The organism is Streptomyces sp. NBC_01089, assembly GCF_045162975.1.
Classification (GTDB): Bacteria; Actinomycetota; Actinomycetes; order Streptomycetales; family Streptomycetaceae; genus Streptomyces.
Map to the genome: position 1 here is coordinate 4,299,934 of NZ_CP108660.1, position 19,918 is coordinate 4,319,851.

General features: G+C 71.2%; 15 protein-coding genes and 2 tRNA genes. 13 read left to right on the forward strand and 4 right to left on the reverse strand.

Annotated elements, in window-relative coordinates; translation table 11 throughout:
- Nucleotides 1-25: 25 nt before the first annotated feature.
- Complete coding sequence (locus OG510_RS19095) at nucleotides 26-1,186, reverse strand: phosphodiester glycosidase family protein (RefSeq protein ID WP_406138275.1); 1,161 nt, start codon at nucleotides 1,184-1,186, stop codon at nucleotides 26-28.
- A 241-nt stretch (nucleotides 1,187-1,427) separates the two neighbouring features.
- Here OG510_RS19095 and OG510_RS19100 point away from each other — a divergent pair, with 241 nt between their 5' ends.
- Nucleotides 1,428-1,874 (forward strand): DUF6344 domain-containing protein, encoded by a 447-nt coding sequence (locus OG510_RS19100; protein WP_406138277.1) that lies wholly within the window; start codon nucleotides 1,428-1,430, stop codon nucleotides 1,872-1,874.
- A 148-nt stretch (nucleotides 1,875-2,022) separates the two neighbouring features.
- Here OG510_RS19100 and OG510_RS19105 read toward each other — a convergent pair whose 3' ends face one another.
- The gene (locus tag OG510_RS19105) at nucleotides 2,023-2,901 is read right to left on the reverse strand and encodes a bifunctional DNA primase/polymerase (protein ID WP_406138279.1); all 879 of its coding nucleotides are present in this window, start codon (nucleotides 2,899-2,901) and stop codon (nucleotides 2,023-2,025) included.
- Between the two features lie 322 nt (nucleotides 2,902-3,223).
- On the opposite strand from OG510_RS19105, the gene OG510_RS19110 reads away from it, so the two are divergent.
- From OG510_RS19110 to OG510_RS19150, 9 genes are all read left to right on the forward strand, one after another.
- Nucleotides 3,224-3,529, forward strand: a complete 306-nt coding sequence (locus tag OG510_RS19110; protein WP_406138281.1) for a hypothetical protein — start codon at nucleotides 3,224-3,226, stop codon at nucleotides 3,527-3,529.
- Between the two features lie 220 nt (nucleotides 3,530-3,749).
- Nucleotides 3,750-4,943, forward strand: coding sequence for an acyl-CoA dehydrogenase family protein (locus OG510_RS19115; protein ID WP_406142456.1), 1,194 nt, complete (start codon nucleotides 3,750-3,752; stop codon nucleotides 4,941-4,943).
- Nucleotides 4,940-6,016: a bifunctional MaoC family dehydratase N-terminal/OB-fold nucleic acid binding domain-containing protein gene (locus tag OG510_RS19120; protein ID WP_406138282.1), complete on the forward strand. Its 1,077-nt coding sequence runs from the start codon at nucleotides 4,940-4,942 to the stop codon at nucleotides 6,014-6,016. The genes OG510_RS19115 and OG510_RS19120 overlap by 4 nt, the downstream gene beginning before the upstream one ends.
- A gap of 1 nt (nucleotide 6,017) precedes the next feature.
- The gene (locus OG510_RS19125) at nucleotides 6,018-7,073 is read left to right on the forward strand and encodes an acyl-CoA dehydrogenase family protein (RefSeq protein WP_406138283.1); all 1,056 of its coding nucleotides are present in this window, start codon (nucleotides 6,018-6,020) and stop codon (nucleotides 7,071-7,073) included.
- Nucleotides 7,070-7,558 (forward strand): MaoC family dehydratase, encoded by a 489-nt coding sequence (locus OG510_RS19130; RefSeq protein ID WP_406138285.1) that lies wholly within the window; start codon nucleotides 7,070-7,072, stop codon nucleotides 7,556-7,558. The genes OG510_RS19125 and OG510_RS19130 overlap by 4 nt, the downstream gene beginning before the upstream one ends.
- Nucleotides 7,555-8,721, forward strand: coding sequence for a lipid-transfer protein (locus OG510_RS19135; RefSeq protein ID WP_406138287.1), 1,167 nt, complete (start codon nucleotides 7,555-7,557; stop codon nucleotides 8,719-8,721). Before OG510_RS19130 ends, OG510_RS19135 begins: the two co-directional genes overlap by 4 nt.
- Nucleotides 8,722-8,796: 75 nt before the next feature.
- Nucleotides 8,797-9,981 carry a glycoside hydrolase domain-containing protein gene (locus OG510_RS19140; protein ID WP_406138289.1) on the forward strand — a complete coding sequence of 395 codons (1,185 nt, stop codon included), beginning with the start codon at nucleotides 8,797-8,799 and terminating at the stop codon, nucleotides 9,979-9,981.
- 166 nt (nucleotides 9,982-10,147) lie between these two features.
- Complete coding sequence (locus OG510_RS19145) at nucleotides 10,148-10,684, forward strand: SigE family RNA polymerase sigma factor (protein ID WP_406138290.1); 537 nt, start codon at nucleotides 10,148-10,150, stop codon at nucleotides 10,682-10,684.
- 177 nt (nucleotides 10,685-10,861) lie between these two features.
- Nucleotides 10,862-12,511, forward strand: a complete 1,650-nt coding sequence (locus OG510_RS19150) for a long-chain fatty acid--CoA ligase (protein ID WP_406138292.1) — start codon at nucleotides 10,862-10,864, stop codon at nucleotides 12,509-12,511.
- Between the two features lie 84 nt (nucleotides 12,512-12,595).
- Here OG510_RS19150 and OG510_RS19155 read toward each other — a convergent pair whose 3' ends face one another.
- Both OG510_RS19155 and OG510_RS19160 read right to left on the reverse strand, forming a co-directional pair.
- The gene (locus tag OG510_RS19155) at nucleotides 12,596-16,912 is read right to left on the reverse strand and encodes a PAS domain-containing protein (RefSeq protein ID WP_406138293.1); all 4,317 of its coding nucleotides are present in this window, start codon (nucleotides 16,910-16,912) and stop codon (nucleotides 12,596-12,598) included.
- A gap of 167 nt (nucleotides 16,913-17,079) precedes the next feature.
- Nucleotides 17,080-17,556, reverse strand: coding sequence for an SSI family serine proteinase inhibitor (locus OG510_RS19160; RefSeq protein WP_406138295.1), 477 nt, complete (start codon nucleotides 17,554-17,556; stop codon nucleotides 17,080-17,082).
- 280 nt (nucleotides 17,557-17,836) lie between these two features.
- Between OG510_RS19160 and OG510_RS19165 the strand changes: the two genes are divergently transcribed.
- The 3 genes from OG510_RS19165 (at nucleotide 17,837) to OG510_RS19175 (ending at nucleotide 19,748) form a co-directional block, all read left to right on the forward strand.
- A tRNA-Ser gene (locus tag OG510_RS19165) sits at nucleotides 17,837-17,927 on the forward strand.
- A gap of 192 nt (nucleotides 17,928-18,119) precedes the next feature.
- Nucleotides 18,120-18,192: transfer RNA gene (locus OG510_RS19170), tRNA-Arg, on the forward strand.
- A gap of 542 nt (nucleotides 18,193-18,734) precedes the next feature.
- A complete protein-coding gene (locus OG510_RS19175; protein ID WP_406138296.1) occupies nucleotides 18,735-19,748 on the forward strand; it encodes a BRO family protein in 1,014 nt (337 codons plus the stop codon).
- Nucleotides 19,749-19,918: the final 170 nt, after the last annotated feature.

Consider the following 19,918-nt stretch of genomic DNA (forward strand, 5'->3'; position numbering starts at 1 on the left):
GCCCCGGACCGGGCGCCTTTCGCTCTCAGCGCGCGTACACCGCCACGAAGTCCCGCGTCGCCTGGTTGTAGTAGCGCTCCGGCGGGTTCTCGAAGTCGAGGATGTTCGTCGGCTTCGGGTCGGTGGGGTCGGTCCTGCCGTCGTAGCTCATGAAGGACGGCCACGCGCGGTTCATGTCCAGCGGCATCGCCCGTACGGCACCTGCGCGCTGCATCAGGTCCGCCAGTGTGCGGGCCGTGAGCGCCTGGCCGACCACCATGATGACGTCACCCTTGGCGGTGACGCCCACACCCGAGCGGGCCACGTACATCGCGCTCTGGTCGGTGGCACCCCACTTGGAGTCGTCGTCGATGTCCGGGACGACCTTCCCGCCGTCGACCATCAGCTCCAGGCACTGGCGTACGCCGACGACATCCGGCGTCATCCGTACATCGCGGCCCCAGACGCCGAGCTTCATCGAGCCGTCGCGGTAGAAGACCTCGGACGCCGCGCCGTCGCGGAGCGATCCGACGGTACGGCCGTTGAGGAAGAAGCCCCCGTTGGAGCCGCCGTCGGAGACCTTGAAGCCGCCGTTCCAGGTGGCGACCAGTCCGGTGCGCTGCCCCTTGGGGACGTTCGGCGGGACCGAGAAGGTGCCGCCGGGCTCGCGTACGCCAGGGTGGAGCTGGAAGCGGGCGTTCTTGGTGCTGATCCAGGCGACGGCCGCCTCGTACGACGTGTGCTCGGCGTCGGGCCGTACGTACGTCCCCTGCACGATCGGCCGGCCTTTGCTGTCGGCGGCGAGCGTGCGGTAGACGCCCTCGCCCTTGAGCGCCGGTGAGACTAGGGGGCGCATCGGGGCGTGCAGCGGTACCTCGGGGTGGGCGCCGGGCGGGGGCGCCTGCGCGGCCGCGGTCTGGTTCATCCGGGCCTGGGCGTCGGCGGACAGGGCCCCGCCGACCTTCGGCGGATCGAGGTCGTACCTGATGTTCTCCAGCTTGTCGACCACGACGCCCAGCGAGTGCTCCCGTGCCCAGCCCGCGAGCCGTGCCGCCGTGCTGTCGTCGCCCGGGTAGGTCAGGGCGCCGCTGACGGACCAGCCGAGGGCTCCGACGCAGACCAGGAGGGCTGCGAGCACCGCCCGGGTGGCCTTCCTGCGGGGGAGCAGGCGGCGCTTCCGGGGGCCGGGATCCGTTGCCTGGGACATGACGCTCCTCTACCTGACGTACCTGACGCGCACTCACCTGACGCCTCATCTGACGTCTCATCGGAACCCGTCAGCGGAAATCCGCCCAGCCGGGAGGGGCCAACCGGGTGGTGTTCATCGGAAGAACACCACTTTCTGTGCGTTGGTCCCTTTCTGTCCGAACCCCATCCGCATCATGTGAAAAGTACGTAGAACGTCCCACCGTAAAAACCACTGCAGAGCACAGAAATGAGGGGTCGTCATGACCAGCCAGGCCAAGAAGGTGTGGGCCGCCTTCACCACCGCGTTCTTCGCGCTCGTCGCGATGCTCGGATTCTCCGGTTCGGCTCGCGCCGCCGCCACCGCTGTCCCCGCCGGTGCGGCCGCCCCGGTTCCCGCCGGCCCGACGGGCCGCGCCGTGCGTACGACGGGCATCCCCGCCGTACGAACAGCTCCGGAGGCCGCGGAACCGGCCCCCGCACCGGCACCGGCGGCGGCCCCCGTACCGGTCACGGTCGAACCTGCGCAGGTCGCCTGGTGGGCGCTGCCCAAGGACCGCGCACTGCCTCCGACCATCAAGCAGCGCATCCGCGCCGAAGCACACGGATCCACGCCCAGCACGCGGCACCTCCCGCTCGACACCGACGCGGCCTCGGACGAGGCGATCGCGGACGCCGCGGTCGGCGAAGCGGTTCTTCAGCCGGCCTGATCGTGCGACCGACACTGCGAGATCACGCAAGACACTCGCGTCACGCAGTTCACTCGCAGCGTGCGGGTCATGCGGGTCATGCGGGTCATGCGGGTCATGCGGGTCATGCGGGTCATGCGGGTCATGCAGGTACTGCAGGTACTGCTGGTCACACAGGCCGTACCGATGGCGCGGAAGGCATCGCCAGGCGGGCTGCCGAGGCGATGGTGGCACGGGCTTCCTGTTCGGTGAGTCCGGTATGGACAGCCGCACGGATGAGCCGGTCGGCGAGCTGATCGCCGAAGCCGTTCTCGTAGGCGCGGCAGGCGGCCCAGAACAGACGGGTGTTGCGCTGCCCCTCATGGGCGGCGAGTACGAAGTGCACCAGGCCGCGGCCCTGAACGGGACGGCCGGTGGAGTACGGGGAACGCGCGGGAGGCGTGAGCAGACGGAGCAGAGCACGAGGACAGGGCGCGGGCGCGAGATGTGCCGTGCCGGGCGCGAGGCGGTAGACACCGTGGGCCGTGAGTGAACCGGGCCCCACGAGATAGCCGCCGGCGCCCCGGACGTCGATGCCGGGAGCGAGCCGGCTCGCCGAGTTGGGGACGACCCTGCCGGGTGGTCCGGTCAGCCAGAGATGGCGGCCACCGCTCGGGGTGAGCACGGTGACGGTCTCCGGGATCGTGAACAGATGCTTGAGTGCGAGGCGTTGCAGAGCGGCCGTGGAGTCGCTCTCCGCCTTGGTGTCGAGGTCGATGCCGATCAGATGGTGCGGTGGGCGGCCGCAGGCGATGCCGTAGCCGGTGGCCCAGGGGGCGGCGGCGAACAGTGCGCGCACGGCCGCGGGGTCGGCCGTGGCGTCGTGGACGCCGTGTCCCGTACGGCCGCAGGCGCCGCGGCAGCGGACCGGGCCGGCTTCCCCGCGGTGCGGTGAGGGGATCGCCGGGAGCTTGGTGCGGGACAGGGGGATGACGGGGAGACCGAGCTCGGCGGCGGAGAGCGCGTGGGCGAGGGCCAGGGTGGCGGAGTGCCTGTCTATGGCGGCCATACATCCATTGTCGCGCAGGTGTTCGAATAGGAAAAGCGGGGCGGAGAGTTCGTTCGCGCCCCGTCCGGGAGAAGTGCAGAAACGCTTCATCGCCTGGGGTGCCCGGATTCTGTGTCCGTGTGCTTGCTGTTGCGCAGGTTCGTGACGTGATGGGGGTTTATCGACTTAACGTCACGCTTGCGAGGGAATCAGGTCTTCCAGGCTGGTTCAGCGGGGGCAGCGTGGGCAACTCTGATCTCGCGACAGTCGTGAACGAACACGCCGGGGCGGTCGGCCAACCGCCCCGGAAACAGCCGAACTTCTGGTTCCTGGAGGAAATGACATGGCACACATCCGTACCGTTCGCGTCCTTGCCGCCGTCGCCGCCCTGCCGCTGGCAGCGGCCCTCTTCACAGGTGTGGCGGCCGCGGACACCGGCGCCGTCGCGGGCAGCGGATCCAACGCCAGTGTTGCCGGGGTCGTCGGCAGTGGCGTCGGGCACAACAACAACGGCAACTCGACCACCACGCAGCAGGTCGCCACCGGTTCCGGCGCATCGAACCAGAACAGCACGGCGAGTGTGAACGGCTCGGCGTTCACGTCGATCGACCAGGCCCACTACACGGTGAACTTCACCCGGCTCTGGTGACATACGGCCCGATGGGGGTCGGGATCGTGGGGGCCGTGCGGGAACCGCACGAGTGCTGCACGGGGTGAATGACTGTCCGGGCGACGGTGCTGAGGCGCCGTCGCCCGGACGGTTTTGCGCGTGCTGCGGCGGCAGTTGTGATCGGGTTCCGGTCTTGACACCGGATGTGTACCTGACGGACAGTCAGAAATCTGATCCGGACGCCAGGGAGGCCGCCGACGTGCACCTCGCCCCGACGGAACGGCAGTTGACGCTCCGCGCCGAACTCCGTTCCTATTTCCGTGAAGTGATGCGCCCAGGACCCGGTGACGCCGACGCCGCTGGCGCACCGCCGGGCGCCGGCGCACGCCCCGAGGAACAGCGGGCGCTGCTGCGGCGTATCGGCGCCGACGGGATGCTGGGGCTCGGCTGGCCCGTCGAGTACGGGGGCAAGGGGCGGGGCCCCGACGAGCAGTTCGTCTTCTTCGACGAGGCGTACCGGGCGGGCGCGCCCGTCTCGATGGTCACGCTGAACACCGTCGGTCCGACGCTGATGAAGTACGGGACGCAGGAGCAGAAGGACTACTTCCTGCCCCGCATCCTGAGCGGCGACATCGTCTTCGCGATCGGCTACAGCGAGCCATCGGCCGGTACCGATCTGGCCTCGCTGCGCACCCGTGCGGTGCGGGACGGCGATGCGTGGGTGATCGACGGGCAGAAGGTCTTCACCTCCAACGCCCAGAACGCGGACTGGATCTGGCTTGCCTGCCGGACCGACCCGGAGGCGCCGAAGCACCGGGGAATCTCGATCATCCTGGTGCCGACCGACGCGCCCGGCTTCTCATGGACCCCGATCGAGACGGTGGGCGGCCAGACGACGACCGCCACGTACTACGACGGGATCCGGGTGCCCGCGGGGAACCTGGTGGGTGCGGAGAACGCGGGCTGGAAGCTGATCACCAACCAGCTCAACCACGAGCGGGTGGCGCTGGCCGCGATCGGTATGCAGGCGGAGGACTCCTACGCGGAGGTCCTGGCGTACGCCCGCACACCCGACCCGGACACCGGCGTACGCCCGGGCGACCGCGCGTGGGTCAGGGCGCGGCTCGCGGAGGTGCACGCCCGGCTCGCGGCCGTCAGATTGCTCAACTGGCGCCTGGTCGGGGACGTCGGGGCGGGGACTCTCGCGCCTGGCGACGCAAGTGGGGTCAAGTTTCTGGGAACCGAAAGCGCCGTAGAGGTGTATCGAATGTGTCAGGAAATCGCGGGGGAGACCGCGTTGATCCGGGCGGGGGCTCCGGGGGCTTTCGGGGACGGGGAGCTGGAGCGGATGAACCGGGCGGCGCAGATCAACACATTCGGGGGCGGGGTGAGCGAGGTGCAGCGGGAGATCGTCGCGACGATGCGACTCGGGATGAGGAGCAGGAAGAGGTGAGCGGAGAGGTGGTGAGGGACCAGGCGGTGAACGGTGGTGCGGCCGGCGGTCGTGCGGCTGACGGTGATGCGGTCGGCGGTGGGCCGGTCCGCGGTGGTGCGGTCGGCGGTGCGGCGGGGGGCGGCAAGGACCCGCTGTACGAGCAGTTGAAGGTGTACGAGGGGTGCCCCGCCGCGACGTCGGGGGTGGGCAAGGATCCGGTCAACGAAGCGATGATCAGGCACTGGTGCGAGGCGATGGGGGACGCGAACCCGGCCTATCCGGCCGTCGCGCCGCCCACCATGCTCCAGGCATGGACGATGGGCGGGCTCTCGGGGCACGAGGGCAGGACGGCGGCCTACGACGAGCTGTTCGCACTGCTGGACGGTGCGGGCTGCACGGCGGTCGTCGCGACCGACTGCGAGCAGGAGTATCTGCGGGACCTGCGGCCCGGCGACCGGATCACCTTCGACGCGGTGATCGAGTCGGTCTCCGGGCGCAAGAAGACGGCGCTGGGCACCGGGTATTTCGTCACCACGCGGATGGATGTCCGGGGCGAGGGCGGGCTGGTGGGGACACACCGCTTCCGGATCCTCAAGTACGCCCCCGGGGCAAGGGCGAAGACACCGGCAACGGCCGACCGGGGGTCCGGAGCGACGACGAAGGCCCGGCCCGCCGACGCCCCGGGGCAGGGAGCGAGGCGGCCACGTCCGGTGGTCAACCGGGACAACGCCGGGTTCTGGGAGGGGGTGGCCCGGCACCAGCTGCTGATCCAGCGGTGCCTGTCCTGTTCGGCACTGCGGTTCCCCTGGCTGCCGGGCTGTAACGCATGTGGCTCGTCCCGGTGGGACACGGTCGAGGCGAGCGGCGCCGGGACGGTCTATTCGTATGTGGTCATGCACCATCCGGCCTTTCCGGCTTTCGACCCGCCCTATGCGGTGGGGCTGATCGAGCTGGCCGAGGGGGTGCGCATGGTGAGCAATGTGATCGGAGTGCCGTACGACAAGGTGCGGGTCGGGCTCCCGGTGAGCCTCGAATTCCTGCGCGTGGACGCGGACGTGGAGCTTCCGGTGTTCAGGGCAAGTGGGGGCTGACATGGACTTCACACCGACGGAGGAGCAGGAAGCGGCGCGTGATCTGGCCGCACGGATCTTCGCGGATCTCTCCACGCATCAGCGGTTGACGGCGGCCGGCACGGGGACGGACGCCGAGCTGTGGAAAGCGCTGGGCGCGGCCGGTCTGGTGGCGGCCGCCGAGGACACGGGGCTGCTCGGTCTGGTGCTGCTCCTGGAGGAGCAGGGACGGACCACGGCCCAGGTCCCCCTCACCGCGTCCTGTGTGTACGGGCTGTTGGCGGTGTCCGCGCACGGCACTGAGGAGCAGCGCGGGAGACTGCTGCCCGCGCTGCGGGAGGGGACGGCGGTGGCTACGGGTGCCCTCCCGGCGCGAGGCGGCGTGCGGGCCGACGCCGACGGCAGGCTGAGCGGGACCGTGCCGTTCGTGCCCTGGCTGCGGGACGCCACTCTGGTCCTGGTGGCCGACCAGGACCGCGGGCTCTGGCTGGTCCGGGTGGCGGACGGGCGCACGGAGCCGGTGGAGAGCACCGCGCCCTGGTCGGGAGGGCGGCTGACCCTGTCGGGGGCGCCCGCCGAGGCGCTGGGCGGCCCGGGGGCGTACCAGCAGGTGCTGGCGGTGGCACGGATCGCGTTCGCCGGTCTCCAGGCCGGTGTGTGCGCCGGTTCGCTCGCGCGTGCCGTCTCGTACACCTCGGAGCGGGAGCAGTTCGGCCGGCCGCTCTCCACCAACCAGGGGGTGCTGCTGCGGGCGGCGGACGCGTACATGGACACCGAGGCGATACGGGTCACGGCGTACGAGGCGGCCTGGCGGCACGACGAGGGGCTGCCGTTCGCCACCCATGCGCTGACCGCGGCCTGGTGGGCATCGGAAGCGGGCAAGCGGGTCGTGCACGCGGGTCAGCATCTGCACGGCGGGCTGGGTTCCGATCTTGAACATCCCGTGCACCGGCACTTCCTGTGGGGGCGGCAGCTCGACGCCTATCTGGGCTGTGGGAGCGAAGTGCTGGACGAGCTGGGCACGTTGCTCGTGGACGGCGATACGGCGGGAACCGCAGAGATGGAGGAGCCGGTATGAGAGTCGGCGATGAACTGGCGCCGCTGGAGATCCCGATCACCCGCACGCTGATCGTCGCGGGCGCTGTCGCCTCCCGCGACTACCAGGACGTGCACCACGATGCCGAGGCCGCCAGGGAGAAGGGCTCCCCGGACATCTTCATGAACATCCTCACGACCAATGGGCTGGTCGGCAGATACATCACCGACCACTTCGGCCCCGGATACCGGCTGCGGAAGGTCGCGATCCGGCTGGGGGCTCCCAACTACCCGGGGGACACGATGGTGTTGACGGGTACGGTCACCGCGGTCGAAGGGGACGTCACGGAGATCCGGATCACCGGCACCAACGGGAAGGGCCGCCATGTCACTGGCAACGTGACTGTCACGGCTGACGGCGCGGAGGCGGGCTCCGGTAACCAGGCGGGCTCCGGCAGTCAGGCGGGCTCCGGCAACGAGGCGGGGGCCGGTTCCGGTGCGCAGTCCGGAAAGGGGGTGGCCGCGTGACCACGCGCAGGCGTGACTCGCTCGGCGGGAAGGCCGCCATCGCCGGGATCGGGGCGACGGAGTTCTCCAAGGACTCCGGGCGCAGCGAGCTCAAACTGGCCGTGGAAGCGGTCCACGCAGCCCTCGACGACGCGGGCCTCACCCCCGCCGATGTGGACGGCCTGGTCACCTTCACCATGGACACCAGTCCCGAGATCACGGTCGCCCAGGCGGCCGGGATGGGGGAACTGTCCTTCTTCTCCCGCATCCACTACGGGGGCGGCGCCGCGTGCGCCACGGTGCAGCAGGCCGCGCTCGCCGTCGCGTCCGGAGTGGCCGACGTGGTGGTCTGCTACCGGGCGTTCAATGAGCGCTCGGGGCGGCGGTTCGGCTCGGGGGTCCAGCACAGGGAGCCGTCGGCGGAGGGCGCCGCGCTCGGCTGGGCGCTGCCGTTCGGGCTGCTCACACCCGCCTCCTGGGTGGCGATGGCCGCCCAGCGGTATCTGCACACGTACGGACTCACGGCCGAGGCGTTCGGCCATGTCGCGGTGACCGACCGACGGTATGCGGCGAGCAACCCGGCGGCGTACTTCTACGAGAAGCCGATCACCCTCGCCGAGCACGCCGCCTCGCGGTGGATCGTGGAGCCACTGCGGCTGCTCGACTGCTGCCAGGAGACCGACGGGGGGCAGGCGATCGTCGTCACCAGCGCTGAGCGCGCCCGCGATCTGCGCCGACCGCCGGCGGTGATCGTGGCGGCGGCGCAGGGGGCGGGCCGGGCACAGGAGCAGATGACCAGCTTCTACCGGGACGATCTCAGCGGCCTGCCCGAGATGAACGTGGTGGCCCGGCAGCTCTGGCAGACATCCGGACTCCGGCCGTCCGACATCGACGTGGGCATCCTCTACGACCACTTCACTCCGTTCGTGCTGATGCAACTGGAGGAGTTCGGCTTCTGCGGGCCGGGTGAAGCAGCGGCCTTCGTCGCGGAGGAGGCGCTGCCGCTCAACACCCATGGCGGGCAGCTGGGTGAGGCGTATCTGCACGGCATGAACGGCATAGCTGAGGCCGTGCGACAGGTGCGCGGGACCTCGGTGAACCAGATACCCGGTGCGGCGACCACCCTCGTCACCGCGGGTACCGGAGTACCCACATCCGGGCTCATCCTCGGCACGGACGGCTGACACTGCGGCGTGGGCACTGGGTGGTCCGGGTAGGCGGGCCGTTCACTGCGCCCTATGCAACGACAAAAGATGTTCTTGTCCCATCTTCTGGGCGCGGCGGTGCTCCTCGCGCTCGCGGCCCCGGCCGCCGACGCGGCACCGGATGTCACCACTCCCCTGCCCGGTACGCGGGGCGGTACGGCGGACGGCGCACAGCCGGCCGCGCGGCCGGCCGCACAGCCCGGGGCCGGCCCCGATGCGGGAACCGCTTCCGTGGCGGGCACCCGGGCTGACCCACCGTCCCGCTCGCGGTCGGGCCCCGTGCCAGGGCCTGACGGCAGCCCCGACGGCATCGCCGACGGCACCGGGGAGGCGCAGCCCGGGACGGCGGACACCGGGTCGGAGCAGCCTGCTGGGACGCGCATCGACGAGACGGGTGCCGGTGACACGGCTGTCGGTGATGCGGGGGCTGGTGACACGGGCGCCGGTGACGCGGGGGCCAGTGACACGGGGGCGACGGGGGCTGTGACAGCGGCGTCGGGTGCCGCTGCTGATACCGACACCGACCGGTTCGACGGCTGGGGGTTCGACACCTGTGTCACCCCGTCCCTCGCGACGATGCGCGCCTGGAACTCGTCCAAGTACCGGAGCATCGGCGTGTACTACGGGGGACGCGGCCGGGGCTGCCCGAACCAGCCCGAGCTGACCAAGAGCTGGGTGTCGAGTGTGTACGGGATGGGCTGGAAGGTGCTGCCGGTGTTCGTCGGCTCGCAGTCGCCGTGCGTGTCGGCGGACAGCAAACGGAAGGTCACGATCGGCTCGGACCCCGCCGGTGAGGGTGCGGACGAGGGGCGCGACGCGGTCGAGCGGGCCAAGGCGCTCGGCATGGTGGCGGGGTCTCCGCTCTATCTGGACATGGAGGCGTACGCGCAGGACGACCGGGACTGCGCCGCCACCACCCTCTCCTTCATCCGCTCCTGGGACCGCGAGGTGGAGCGGCTCGGGTACGTCTCCGGTTTCTACAGCAGCGCGGACTCGGGGGTGGAGCAGATCGGGGCGGAGCGCAGGGCGGGTACGTCGGACCTGCCTTCGGTGATGTGGTTCGCCCGCTGGAACGACAAGCCCTCGGTGACCGGGGAACCGTCCTTGCGGAGCCAGGACTGGTCGCCGCATCTGCGGATCCACCAGTACGCGGGTGATGTGAAGGAGGAGCACGGCGGCGAACAGCTCAGCATCGACCGGAACCGGGTCGACGCCCCGGTGGCCCGTATCGCCGACTAGGGACCGGGTCCGAATCTCCGGTCCCGTCACAGGAACCCCGACGAAGCGAGGGGCGCCCTCCACCTTCAGGAGGTGGGGGTACCACCACTCCTACAACCTGAGGGGGATTCGCCTTCGGCACCTCTGGGCGATCTGCTCAGGGGGGTCCGGCTCCTAGCGTGGAGCTATGACCACGCCAGTCTGTACCAGCGCAGCGAAGGCGGCGGCGCCGTACTCGTCGTTCGCCACCTACATGCGTGCCCGGGGGCCCGTTCTGCTGCGTACCGCCCGTTCGCTGACCGCCAATCCGAGTGATGCCGAGGATCTGCTCCAGACCGCGCTGACCAAGACGTACGTCGCGTGGGAACGGATCGAGGACCATCGCGCGCTGGACGGTTACGTCCGGCGGGCGCTGGTGAACACCCGTACGTCGCAGTGGCGCAAGCGCAAGGTCGACGAGTTCGCCTGCGAGGACCTGCCCGAGCCGGAGACAGCGCCCGCCCCCGACGCGGCCGAGCAGCAGGCGCTGCGCGACGCGATGTGGCACGCGGTGATGAAGCTCCCCGACCGGCAGCGGGCCATGCTGGTGCTGCGCTATTACGAGGACCTCAGCGAGCAGCAGACCGCCGAGGTGCTCGGAGTCTCGGTCGGCACGGTCAAGAGCGCGGTCTCCCGCGCACTCGGCAAGCTGCGCGAGGACCCGGAGCTGTCACCCGCACACTGAGCTTCCTTGCTTCCTTGCTTCCTTGCTTGTTTGCCTGCCTGCCCGCACCCGGCTGATGGCGGCGGGGCCGGGCAGGGACGGATTTCCTGAGGACGGGTAGTGACATACCGCGTGGTATGTGAGCAGAATTGCGACACATTACCCATGCGTAGGCAACGCTGCCCCCAGGAGGTCGCCGTGCTGAGCACGATGCAGGACGTACCGCTCACAGTGACCCGCATTCTCGTCCACGGCACGCTGGTGCACGGGTCATCCCGCATCACCACCTGGACGGGCGACGCCGACGCGCCGCAGCGCCGCACCTTCGCCGAGACCGGCGTACGCGCCGTGCAGCTCGCCAACGCGCTCCGCGACGAGCTGGGCATCGACGGCGACCAGCGGGTGGCGACCCTCATGTGGAACAACGCGGAGCACGTCGAGGCGTACTTCGCCGTTCCCTCGATGGGCGCCGTTCTGCACACCCTCAACATCCGGCTCCCCGCCGAGCAGCTGATCTGGATCGTCAACCACGCGGCCGACCGCGTGATCATCGTCAATGGCTCCCTGCTGCCGCTGCTCGCGCCCCTGCTGCCGGACCTGCCGACCGTCGAGCATGTGGTGGTGAGCGGCCCGGGTGACCGTTCGCTGCTCGCCGGGGCCACCGCGACCGTGCACGAGTACGAGGAACTGATCGCGGGCCGTCCGACGCGATTCGACTGGCCCGAGATCGACGAGCGTCAGGCCGCCGCCCTCTGCTACACCTCGGGCACCACGGGCGAGCCGAAGGGCGTCGTCTACTCCCACCGTTCGATCTTCCTGCACTCCATGCAGGTCAACTCGGCCCAGTCGATGGGGCTCACGGACCAGGACACGACGCTGGTGGTCGTGCCGCAGTTCCACGTCAATGCCTGGGGGCTGCCGCACGCGACGTTCATGACGGGCATCAACATGCTGATGCCGGACCGTTTCCTGCAGCCCGCGCCGCTCGCCGAGATGATCGAGCAGGAGAAGCCGACGCACGCGGCGGCCGTGCCCACCATCTGGCAGGGGCTGCTGGCCGAGGTGACCGCCCACCCGCGCGACCTGACCTCGATGAAGCGGGTCACCATCGGCGGCGCCGCCTGCCCGCCCGCGCTGATGGAGGCGTACGACAAGCTGGGTGTGCGGCTCTGCCACGCCTGGGGCATGACGGAGACCTCGCCGCTGGGTACGACGTCCAACCCGCCCGCCGGGCTGACCCCGGAGGAGGAATGGCCGTACCGCGTCACGCAGGGCCGCTTCCCCGTCGGCATCGAGGCCCGGCTGGCCGGACCGGGCGGCGACATCCTGCCCTGGGACAACGAGTCGGCCGGTGAGCTGGAGGTGCGCGGGCCGTGGATCGCCGGTGCGTACTACGGCGGCGCGGGCGGCGAGAACTTCCGGCCCGACGACAAGTTCAGCCCCGACGGCTGGCTGAGGACCGGCGATGTCGGCGTCATCAGCCCCGACGGCTTCCTGACGCTCACCGACCGGGCCAAGGACGTCATCAAGTCCGGCGGGGAGTGGATTTCGAGCGTCGACCTGGAGAACGCGATCATGGCGCATCCCGCGGTCGCCGAGGCGGCGGTGGTCGCCGTCCCCGACGAGAAGTGGGGCGAACGGCCCCTCGCGACGGTCGTGCTGAAGGAGGGCGAGAGCGTCGGGTACGAGGAGCTCAGGGAGTTCCTCGCGCGGTCCGTCGCCAAGTGGCAGCTGCCGGAGCGGTGGGCGATCGTGCCGTCCGTGCCGAAGACGTCGGTCGGGAAGTTCGACAAGAAGGTGCTCAGGAAGCAGTACGCGGACGGTGAGTTGGACACGACCCAGCTCTGATGCCGGACGAGTGGCGCGGCTCTGACGTCAGAGCCGCGCCACTCGTCCGTGCCGGTCCGGGCCGGTGCCGTCCGGGCCGGTCGCTCAATTGGTGCCGATCTTCGCCAGCAGGTCGACGATCCGGCCCTGCACCTCGGTACTGGTGGAGCGTTCCGCCAGGAACAGCACCGTCTCGCCCGACGTGAGCCCGGCCAGTTCGGAGGCGTTCATTCCGGCCGAGGTGTAGACGACCAGCGGGGTGCGGTTCAGCTGCCCGTTCGCGCGGAGCCAGTCGACGATTCCGGCACGTCGGCGGCGTACCTGCATCAGGTCCATCACCACCAGGTTCGGCCGCATCTGGGCCGCCAGGGTGACCGCCTCCGCGTCGGTGCCGGCCCGGGCCACCTGCATACCGCGGCGCTCCAGCGTCTCGGTCAGGGCGAGCGCGATCTCCTCGTGCTCCTCGATCAGCAGGACGCGCGACGGGTGCTGCTCGCTGTCACGCGGCGCCAGCGCCTTCAACAGGACGGCCGGATCGGCCCCGTAGGCGGCCTCCCGTGTCGCCTGCCCGAGCCCCGCCGTCACCAGGACGGGCACCTCGGCCGCCACCGCCGCCTGGCGCAGTGACTGCAGCGCCTTACGGGTGATCGGCCCGGTCAGCGGGTCGACGAAGAGCGCCGCCGGGAACGCGGCGATCTGCGCGTCGACCTCCTCACGGGAGTGCACGATCACCGGGCGGTAACCGCGGTCGCTCAGCGCCTGCTGGGTGGAGACGTCGGGCGCGGGCCAGACGAGCAGCCGGCGCGGGTTGTCGAGCGGCTCGGGGGGCAGCTCGTCGTCCACGGGCTGCGGCTGCGGCCGGTTGGCCACCTCCACGGCGCCACCGGGGCCGTCCAGCGGCTCGGGCCCCTCCGACCCCTCGTCAGGGGCGCCTATGGCGTACGAACGGCCCTCCGACTGGGGCGAGAGGCGCTGCTGGGACAGCTGGGACTGCTGTGATTGCTGCGCCAGATGTGACTGCTGCGCCAGGTGGGCCGAGGGCGGCTGGCCCTGCTGGCTGATGCCCTGCTGGCTCGCGTTCTGCTGGTTCACGTTCTGATGCGGCGTGCCCTGCTGGGGCGTCCCCTGATGTGGCGTGCCTTGCTGGGGTGTGCCCTGCTCCCCGGTTGTCTGCGGGTGCGGGCGGGCGGCCGGTTCGGGGCGGTCGCCCTCCGGCGGGGCCGCGAGCTTGCGCCGCCGGCCGGAGCCCAGCGAGTGCGGCTGGTTCTGCTGTGTCGCGATCTGCTCGGCGAACGGAACGCCCTGGCCGAGCGTTCGTACGCTTATGGCACGTCCCTGGGCGGAGTCGGCCGGCATCGGCTCCTCGGCCGGCAACGGCTGCGCCGCAGCCTCGTCGGCCGTCGGGCGATCGGTGCTCGGGCGCTCCGTGTTCGGGCGTTCCGCCGTCGGGCGCTCGCTGACGGAGGGCCAGCCGTCGGGCGACGCGTACAACGTGCCGTCCTTCAGCTGCTCTTCGCCCGCCGGAGGGGCTGAACCCGGCCCTGAACCCGGTTCCGTGCCCGGGTGGTGCTGCGGGGCGTGCGGCGCGAGCTGGTCGCCGCCGGGGCGCCCGGCCGTCCGTACGGAGTCGTGGTGGCCCGGCAGCGAACCGTCGGGCATCCCGGGGGCCGCCTGCGGGTCGCCCTGGACCCGGTCCGCGTCCGCGGGGGGCAGCGCGAACGGCGTACGCGGGCGCTCGGCCTCAACGGCCGCCGAAGCCGAAGCGGTTGCCAGAGCCCGGCGCGCCCGACGACCGGGAGGCGGCGTCTGCGTCTGGCCCGGCTGACCCGGCTGGCCTGAATGGAACGACTGGCCCTGACCCGGCTGGCCTGGCTGGGACGGCTGCCCCTGGCCCTGCTGGACGGACGGGCCCGGCTGGCCCGGGAACGGCTGCCCCGGCCGACCGGGGGATGCGGCCCCCGGCTGTGCTGCGGCGGGGGCGGGAGCGGGGCCGAGGGCGGGGCGGGCGTTCTCGATCTCGCGCACGCCCTCCGCGCGCCGTGCACGCCGCCCGGTGGGCACCGGCGCATCCGCCGGTACACCCTGCGGCGGTACGGTCGCCCCGCGCTGCGGCTGACTCGCACCGGGCGCGCCCGCCCGGGCGTTCTCGGCGGCGGTCACCACGGAACCCTCCGACGGCATGCCACCCGCCTGCGGCACTGCGCCCTCGGGACCCGGCCCCGCGGGCGCCCCCGGTGGCAGTTCCGTACGACCGCGCCTGCGGCCCGTTCCGCCGTCGCCCGCGCCGTTCTCCTGTGCCGGAATGGACGGTCCGGTGCGGCCTGCCGCCGCCCCGCCCGCAGGACCGGAAGCCCCCCGAGCCTGGCCGCCCACGCCGGAAGCACCCGTACCGGCCCCGTCCGTACGGCCCGCGCCCGGAGCACCCGGGGCAGCCGCGCCCGCGCCGGTCCCCGCCACAGGGGCCGACGGCTGAGCGGGAACAGGCGCGGGAGCCGCACCAGGACCGGCTTCCCCGCGGCGCGCCCTGCGGCGGCCGGTGGGCGGCTCCGGCGCACCGGCACCCGCACCGCCAACCACACCCGCGCCGGCCCCCGTGGCGTCCGCAGGGTTCGCGCCCCCGTCGCCGCCGGAGCCCGCGCTCTCCAGGAAGGCATCGGTGGACGAGCGCCTCCCCCGCCGGCGCCCGCCACCCGACGTGACGTTCTGCTGGTCGGGCCGGTCGGTCCGGTCCGCTCCCGGACCGCCGGACTCCGCCGGGCCCGCGGCGGCCGGATCCACCGTGCCCGAACCGTCCCCGAGGGGCAGTTCCAGCACATACGCACTTCCGGCCGTCCCCGGCACCTCATGGGTCTGCAGCACACCGCCGTGCGCCCGGACGATGCCGCGCACGATCGGCTCGTGCACCGGGTCCCCGCCGCTGAACGGCCCGCGTACCTCGATCCGTACGACCTTGCCGCGCTGCGCTGCGGCCACCACGATCGTCGAGTCCACATAGGCGCCGCCGGGGGCGACCCGTGCCTTGCCGGTGGCGTCCACGCCGGCCACATCGGCGATCAGATGCGCGAGAGCGGTCGCCAGCCGGCCACCGTCTACCTCGGCCTCTATGGGCGGCGCGTGCACCGCGAACTGCACCCGGCCGGGGCCGATCAGCTCGACCGCGCCTTCCACCCCCGCTGCCACCACGGCGTCGAGCATGACCTTCGCCCTGGTCAGCTCCTCCGTTCCCGCGGCGAGCCGCTGGAAGCCGAGGACGCTGTCGACGAGCGTGGTCATCCGGGCGTAACCGGCGGCCAGATGGTGCAGGATCTGGTTGGCCTCCGGCCACAGCTGACCTGCCGGGTCGGCGGCGAGCGTCCCCAGCTCGGCCCGCAGCTCCTCCAACGGCCCGCGCAGGGCGTCGCCGAGCACCGCGGTCAGCTGCTGCTGCCGCTCTTCGAGCGCCTCGTGCTTCTCGGCCCGCGACGCCAGCTCGGCCGCGTACTCCTCCGCCCGCGCCGACAGCTCCGCCGCGTGCTTCTTGTCCCGGGCCGCGAGCTCGTCCGTGTGCCGTGCCTCGGCAGCGGTGTTCCGCTCGTCCTTGGCCCGGAGTTCGTCGGCATGCTGCTTGGCCTGCTTCTCGTACGGGCGGCGGTCCGCGAAGGTCAGGACCGCGCCGACGAGCTGCTCGCCGTCCCGGACCGGCGCCGTGGTCAGGTCGACCGGCACCGGGCTGCCGTCCTTCGCCCACAGCACCTGCCCGCGCACCCGGTGCTTGCGCCCGGACCTGAGCGTGTCGGCGAGGGCGCTCTCGTCGTACGGGAAGGGCTCGCCGTCCGCGCGGGAGTGCTGGACCAGCGGGTGCAGCTCCCGGCCGCCGAGGTCGCTCGCCCGGAAGCCGAGGATCTGCGCGACCGAGGGGTTGACGAGAACGACGCGCCCGTCGGTGTCGGTGCCCACGACGCCCTCGGACGCCGCACGCAGGATCATCTCGGTCTGCCGCTGCGAACGCGCCAGTTCGGCCTCGGTGTCGACGGTGCCCGACAGATCCCGTACGACGAGCATCAGCAGCTCGTCACCGGTGAACCCGCCACCGTAGGAGTCGTAGGCTTCCCGGCCGTCCTCCAGATTCGCGCTGGTCACCTCGACGGGGAACTCCGCGCCGTCGGTGCGCCGCGCGAGCATCCGCGTCGGCTTGGTCCTGCCCTGCTCGTCCGCGCCTTCGGGCCGCCGCATCGAGCCCGGGATCAGCCGGGAGTCGAACTCCGGCAGCAGATCGAGCAGCCCCCGGCCGACGAGTGCCGTGCCCGGCGTCTCGAAGGCTTCGAGGGCGATGGAGTTGGCGTTGACGACCGTTCCGTTGCAATTGACGAGCAACAGCCCGTCCGGGAGGGCGTCAAGTATGGCTGCGAGGCGAGCAGCGCCTCGGGATGGCCTGCTGCTCACGACGACGCTTCCTCCCTGAACTACTGCACCTTGCTGACAACCCGGCCCATCTTGCCCCTCGGGCCATGGCGTGTCACTGCCGGAAGTCTAAAGGCAGGCGCTCCGGACATGCGGCGGATGAGGGGGAGCTCTCACCAAGGTTGTGTGGACGGACGGCTGGGCGGAGCTCAGCCGACGGTGTGCGGAAGGACCGGTTCCAGGGCGTTCCAGCGGGCGATCTCGCACCCGTTCGTACGCCGGAATGTCGCGTCGACGGGCTGGCCGCGCCAGATTCCGGTGATGTGCGCGGTGGCCGGACCGCCGTACTGCATCGTGCACATCATGGTGGCGGGAACCGGCGCGAACGGCTTCCGCCCGTCGGCGGCGAGCTGATCCAGCCGGTCGCACGCCTGCTGCGGCGTGGCGTGCGTCCCCCCGGCGGGTGAGCAGCTGAGGCGGCGGGTGCCGTCGGCGGCGCGGGCACCGGAATCGGAGACGGTGATGGTGAGCCGGTCACGGACCTGCGGATCGGGCAGCCGGTGGCCCGGCTGGGCCACGGGGATGGGGACGGGGGCGACAGGAGCGGTGGTCGCGGCAGTGGCGACGGGGGCGGCGGCCAGCGCGGAAAGGCAGGCGGCGGCGGTGAGAGCGAGGCGGCGCAGCATTGACGTAACTCCTCGGCAGAACGGATCACGGCAGAAGGATCAGGGAGCGGGGGCCCACGGACCGGCGGTGCGGTGCGGTGCGGCCAGGGGCGGCTCCCCTGCAACTGCATCTCCAACGCTCTCTCTAACGCGTGTGCGCGCCGGGCGTTGCGCGACACGAACGACTTTGCTCTCCCACCCCACGGCCTAGTACCGTGAGCCGCGATTGGTGACGGCCCGCAAGGCTGTGTCATCATCTGCACGCACCACTTCGCGCTCGCGCGACTGTGTTCGGTGTGCTGGAGGCGTCGCCTAGTCCGGTCTATGGCGCCGCACTGCTAATGCGGTTTGGGTTTTACGGCCCATCGAGGGTTCAAATCCCTCCGCCTCCGCCGACTGGATCGCTGAAGCCCTGTCCGTGAAGGACGGGGCTTCAGTCGTTCCGTGGCGGTCTCCGCAGGGCGCGGGGGAGAGCGCGTTTCCGCAGCTCAGTGGGGGTGCGGCTAATGGATTTCACCTGACGCCGCAGGTCATGTAATGTTGTTCTCGCAACGCCGACGGGGCAGAAAAGCCCGGAACGCCAAGCACTCGTAGCTTAACGGATAGAGCATCTGACTACGGATCAGAAGGTTGCAGGTTCGAATCCTGCCGAGTGCACAGCAGGCCAGAGGCCCTCAGGAGGAATCCTGAGGGCCTCTGGCGTTGTCGGCCGCGTGCTTCTTGGGTCTCTCCGATGTCTCAGGGTGCCGTGTTCGGGGTCTTGAGGCCGGCCTTTGCCTGGGCCGAGCGCAGGGGGCGTCACCGGCGTGGTCGCTGAGTGGGATAACCCTGACGCTCTGGTCGACGCAGGCCATCCCCGTGTATCCGACGGCGTAGGGATCGTCGTGGACGTCCTTGGTCAGGTCGCAGACCGTTTTCTCCCAGTGCACGTTCGGGTCGGCGGGTGTGCTGCCGTCGGACGCGCCCAGGTCTCCCCATGTCGTGGCCGCCTTGCCGCCGCGGTTATGGGTGGTGGAGAGCGCGGCGTCGAACCGGTCGAGTCTTTGATTGCCGTTCCGCTTCTTCTGTCTGAGCTGACGGGCGGGAACGGCCGCCGGGGCGGCGGAGTCGGCCTCCTGTCGCCTAACGAGTGAACTTGCCTTCGTTCGGGCGGAGTTGCATATGCCTGCGGCTAGGTTCCGAACCGGAGGTGGTGCTCGATGTTCGAGCAGGACACGCCCGAGGACGAGCCGATGACGCCATGCCGGGACGCGGTCGACGTCAGCGACTTCGTGTTCGCGGCGACGGGCGCGCGGGTGCGGCGGTTGACGCTGCCCGACGGTGCGCACTGGTTTCCGGCCGTGGACGTCGCGGGGAACCTTGGTTACGCGAACACCAGACAGGCCCTGCAGTGGCATGTCTCGCCGGACTGCCGGCAGAGCCTGGGTGATCTCGCGAGAGGTGTCTACGGGGCAGACGCTTCGCGCAGAATCGCTGGTCACGGGCTGAAGAAGTCCATGAAGATGGTGACGCTCGCCGGGCTCATCCAGCTGGTCAACGGCTGTACGAAGCAGGAGTGCGCACCCTTCAGGCGCTGGGTGGCCGATGTGGTGGCCACGGTGCAGCGTGACGGTGCGTACGAACTCGTCCCGGCCCCGGTGCAGCCCGCGCACGAACTGCGTACCGCCTATGTCATGCCGGAGGAGATCGTCGACGCGCTCGTGCGGCTCGAGGAGCGGAGCATCCGGGCGGCGGAGGCGTGCGCGGCCAGGGAGGAGGAGCGTCATCTGCTGCTGCGCGAGGCCAGTCGGGGGCAGGATCTGCTGACCCAGGCGTTCCACCGGATCGCCGATTCGCTGGACCGGCTCGCCGAGCGGGCGCAGCCGGGTGCTTCCGCCGGGCCGGGCGCCGACGCAGGGTCGGGCGTCTCCGCGGGGTCGGGTGCCTCCGCAGGGGCGGGTGCTTCCGCCGCGGGGGCCGGTACGCCTCAGGAACTGCTCGCGTGCTGGCAGGACCGGAACCTGGTCATCACCGAGGACGTCCGTACGGTCGCGGCCGTCCTGGCGCCCGGGCTCGTGGCGGGCGCCGCTCGCTGCAGTACGGAGGAGATCGCCGGGCGTACCGGCCTGTCCCCCGCCCGCGTCCAGGACTGTGTCCGGCATCTGCTGCGGCGCGGCTGTATACGGCAGTCGGGGTGCGCTCCGGACGGTGCGCCTGTCTACGTACTCGTCTGAGTGCCGCTCGTCCGAGTGCCGCTGAAGGTGTGCGCGGCCCCGTGCCGGGTGCGTGTGGCGGGCATCCCCGCTCGGGGCCGGTCCCACTGTCAGTGGGGGGTGGCATGCTGCGAGTGACGGGGATGTGGTGCCCGTGCAGGGCGGACCAGGCAGAGGGAGAGGGGCGCAGG

Bases quoted from the DNA above. Each gene is read 5' to 3' on its own strand.
- OG510_RS19145 (WP_406138290.1), top strand. From the start codon at position 10,148: ATGACCACGCCAGTCTGTACCAGCGCAGCGAAGGCGGCGGCGCCGTAC.
- OG510_RS19160 (WP_406138295.1), bottom strand. From the start codon at position 17,556: ATGCTGCGCCGCCTCGCTCTCACCGCCGCCGCCTGCCTTTCCGCGCTG.
- OG510_RS19105 (WP_406138279.1), bottom strand. From the start codon at position 2,901: ATGGCCGCCATAGACAGGCACTCCGCCACCCTGGCCCTCGCCCACGCG.
- OG510_RS19130 (WP_406138285.1), top strand. From the start codon at position 7,070: ATGAGAGTCGGCGATGAACTGGCGCCGCTGGAGATCCCGATCACCCGC.
- OG510_RS19125 (WP_406138283.1), top strand. From the start codon at position 6,018: ATGGACTTCACACCGACGGAGGAGCAGGAAGCGGCGCGTGATCTGGCC.
- OG510_RS19110 (WP_406138281.1), top strand. From the start codon at position 3,224: ATGGCACACATCCGTACCGTTCGCGTCCTTGCCGCCGTCGCCGCCCTG.
- OG510_RS19100 (WP_406138277.1), top strand. From the start codon at position 1,428: ATGACCAGCCAGGCCAAGAAGGTGTGGGCCGCCTTCACCACCGCGTTC.
- OG510_RS19095 (WP_406138275.1), bottom strand. From the start codon at position 1,186: ATGTCCCAGGCAACGGATCCCGGCCCCCGGAAGCGCCGCCTGCTCCCC.
- OG510_RS19175 (WP_406138296.1), top strand. From the start codon at position 18,735: ATGTTCGAGCAGGACACGCCCGAGGACGAGCCGATGACGCCATGCCGG.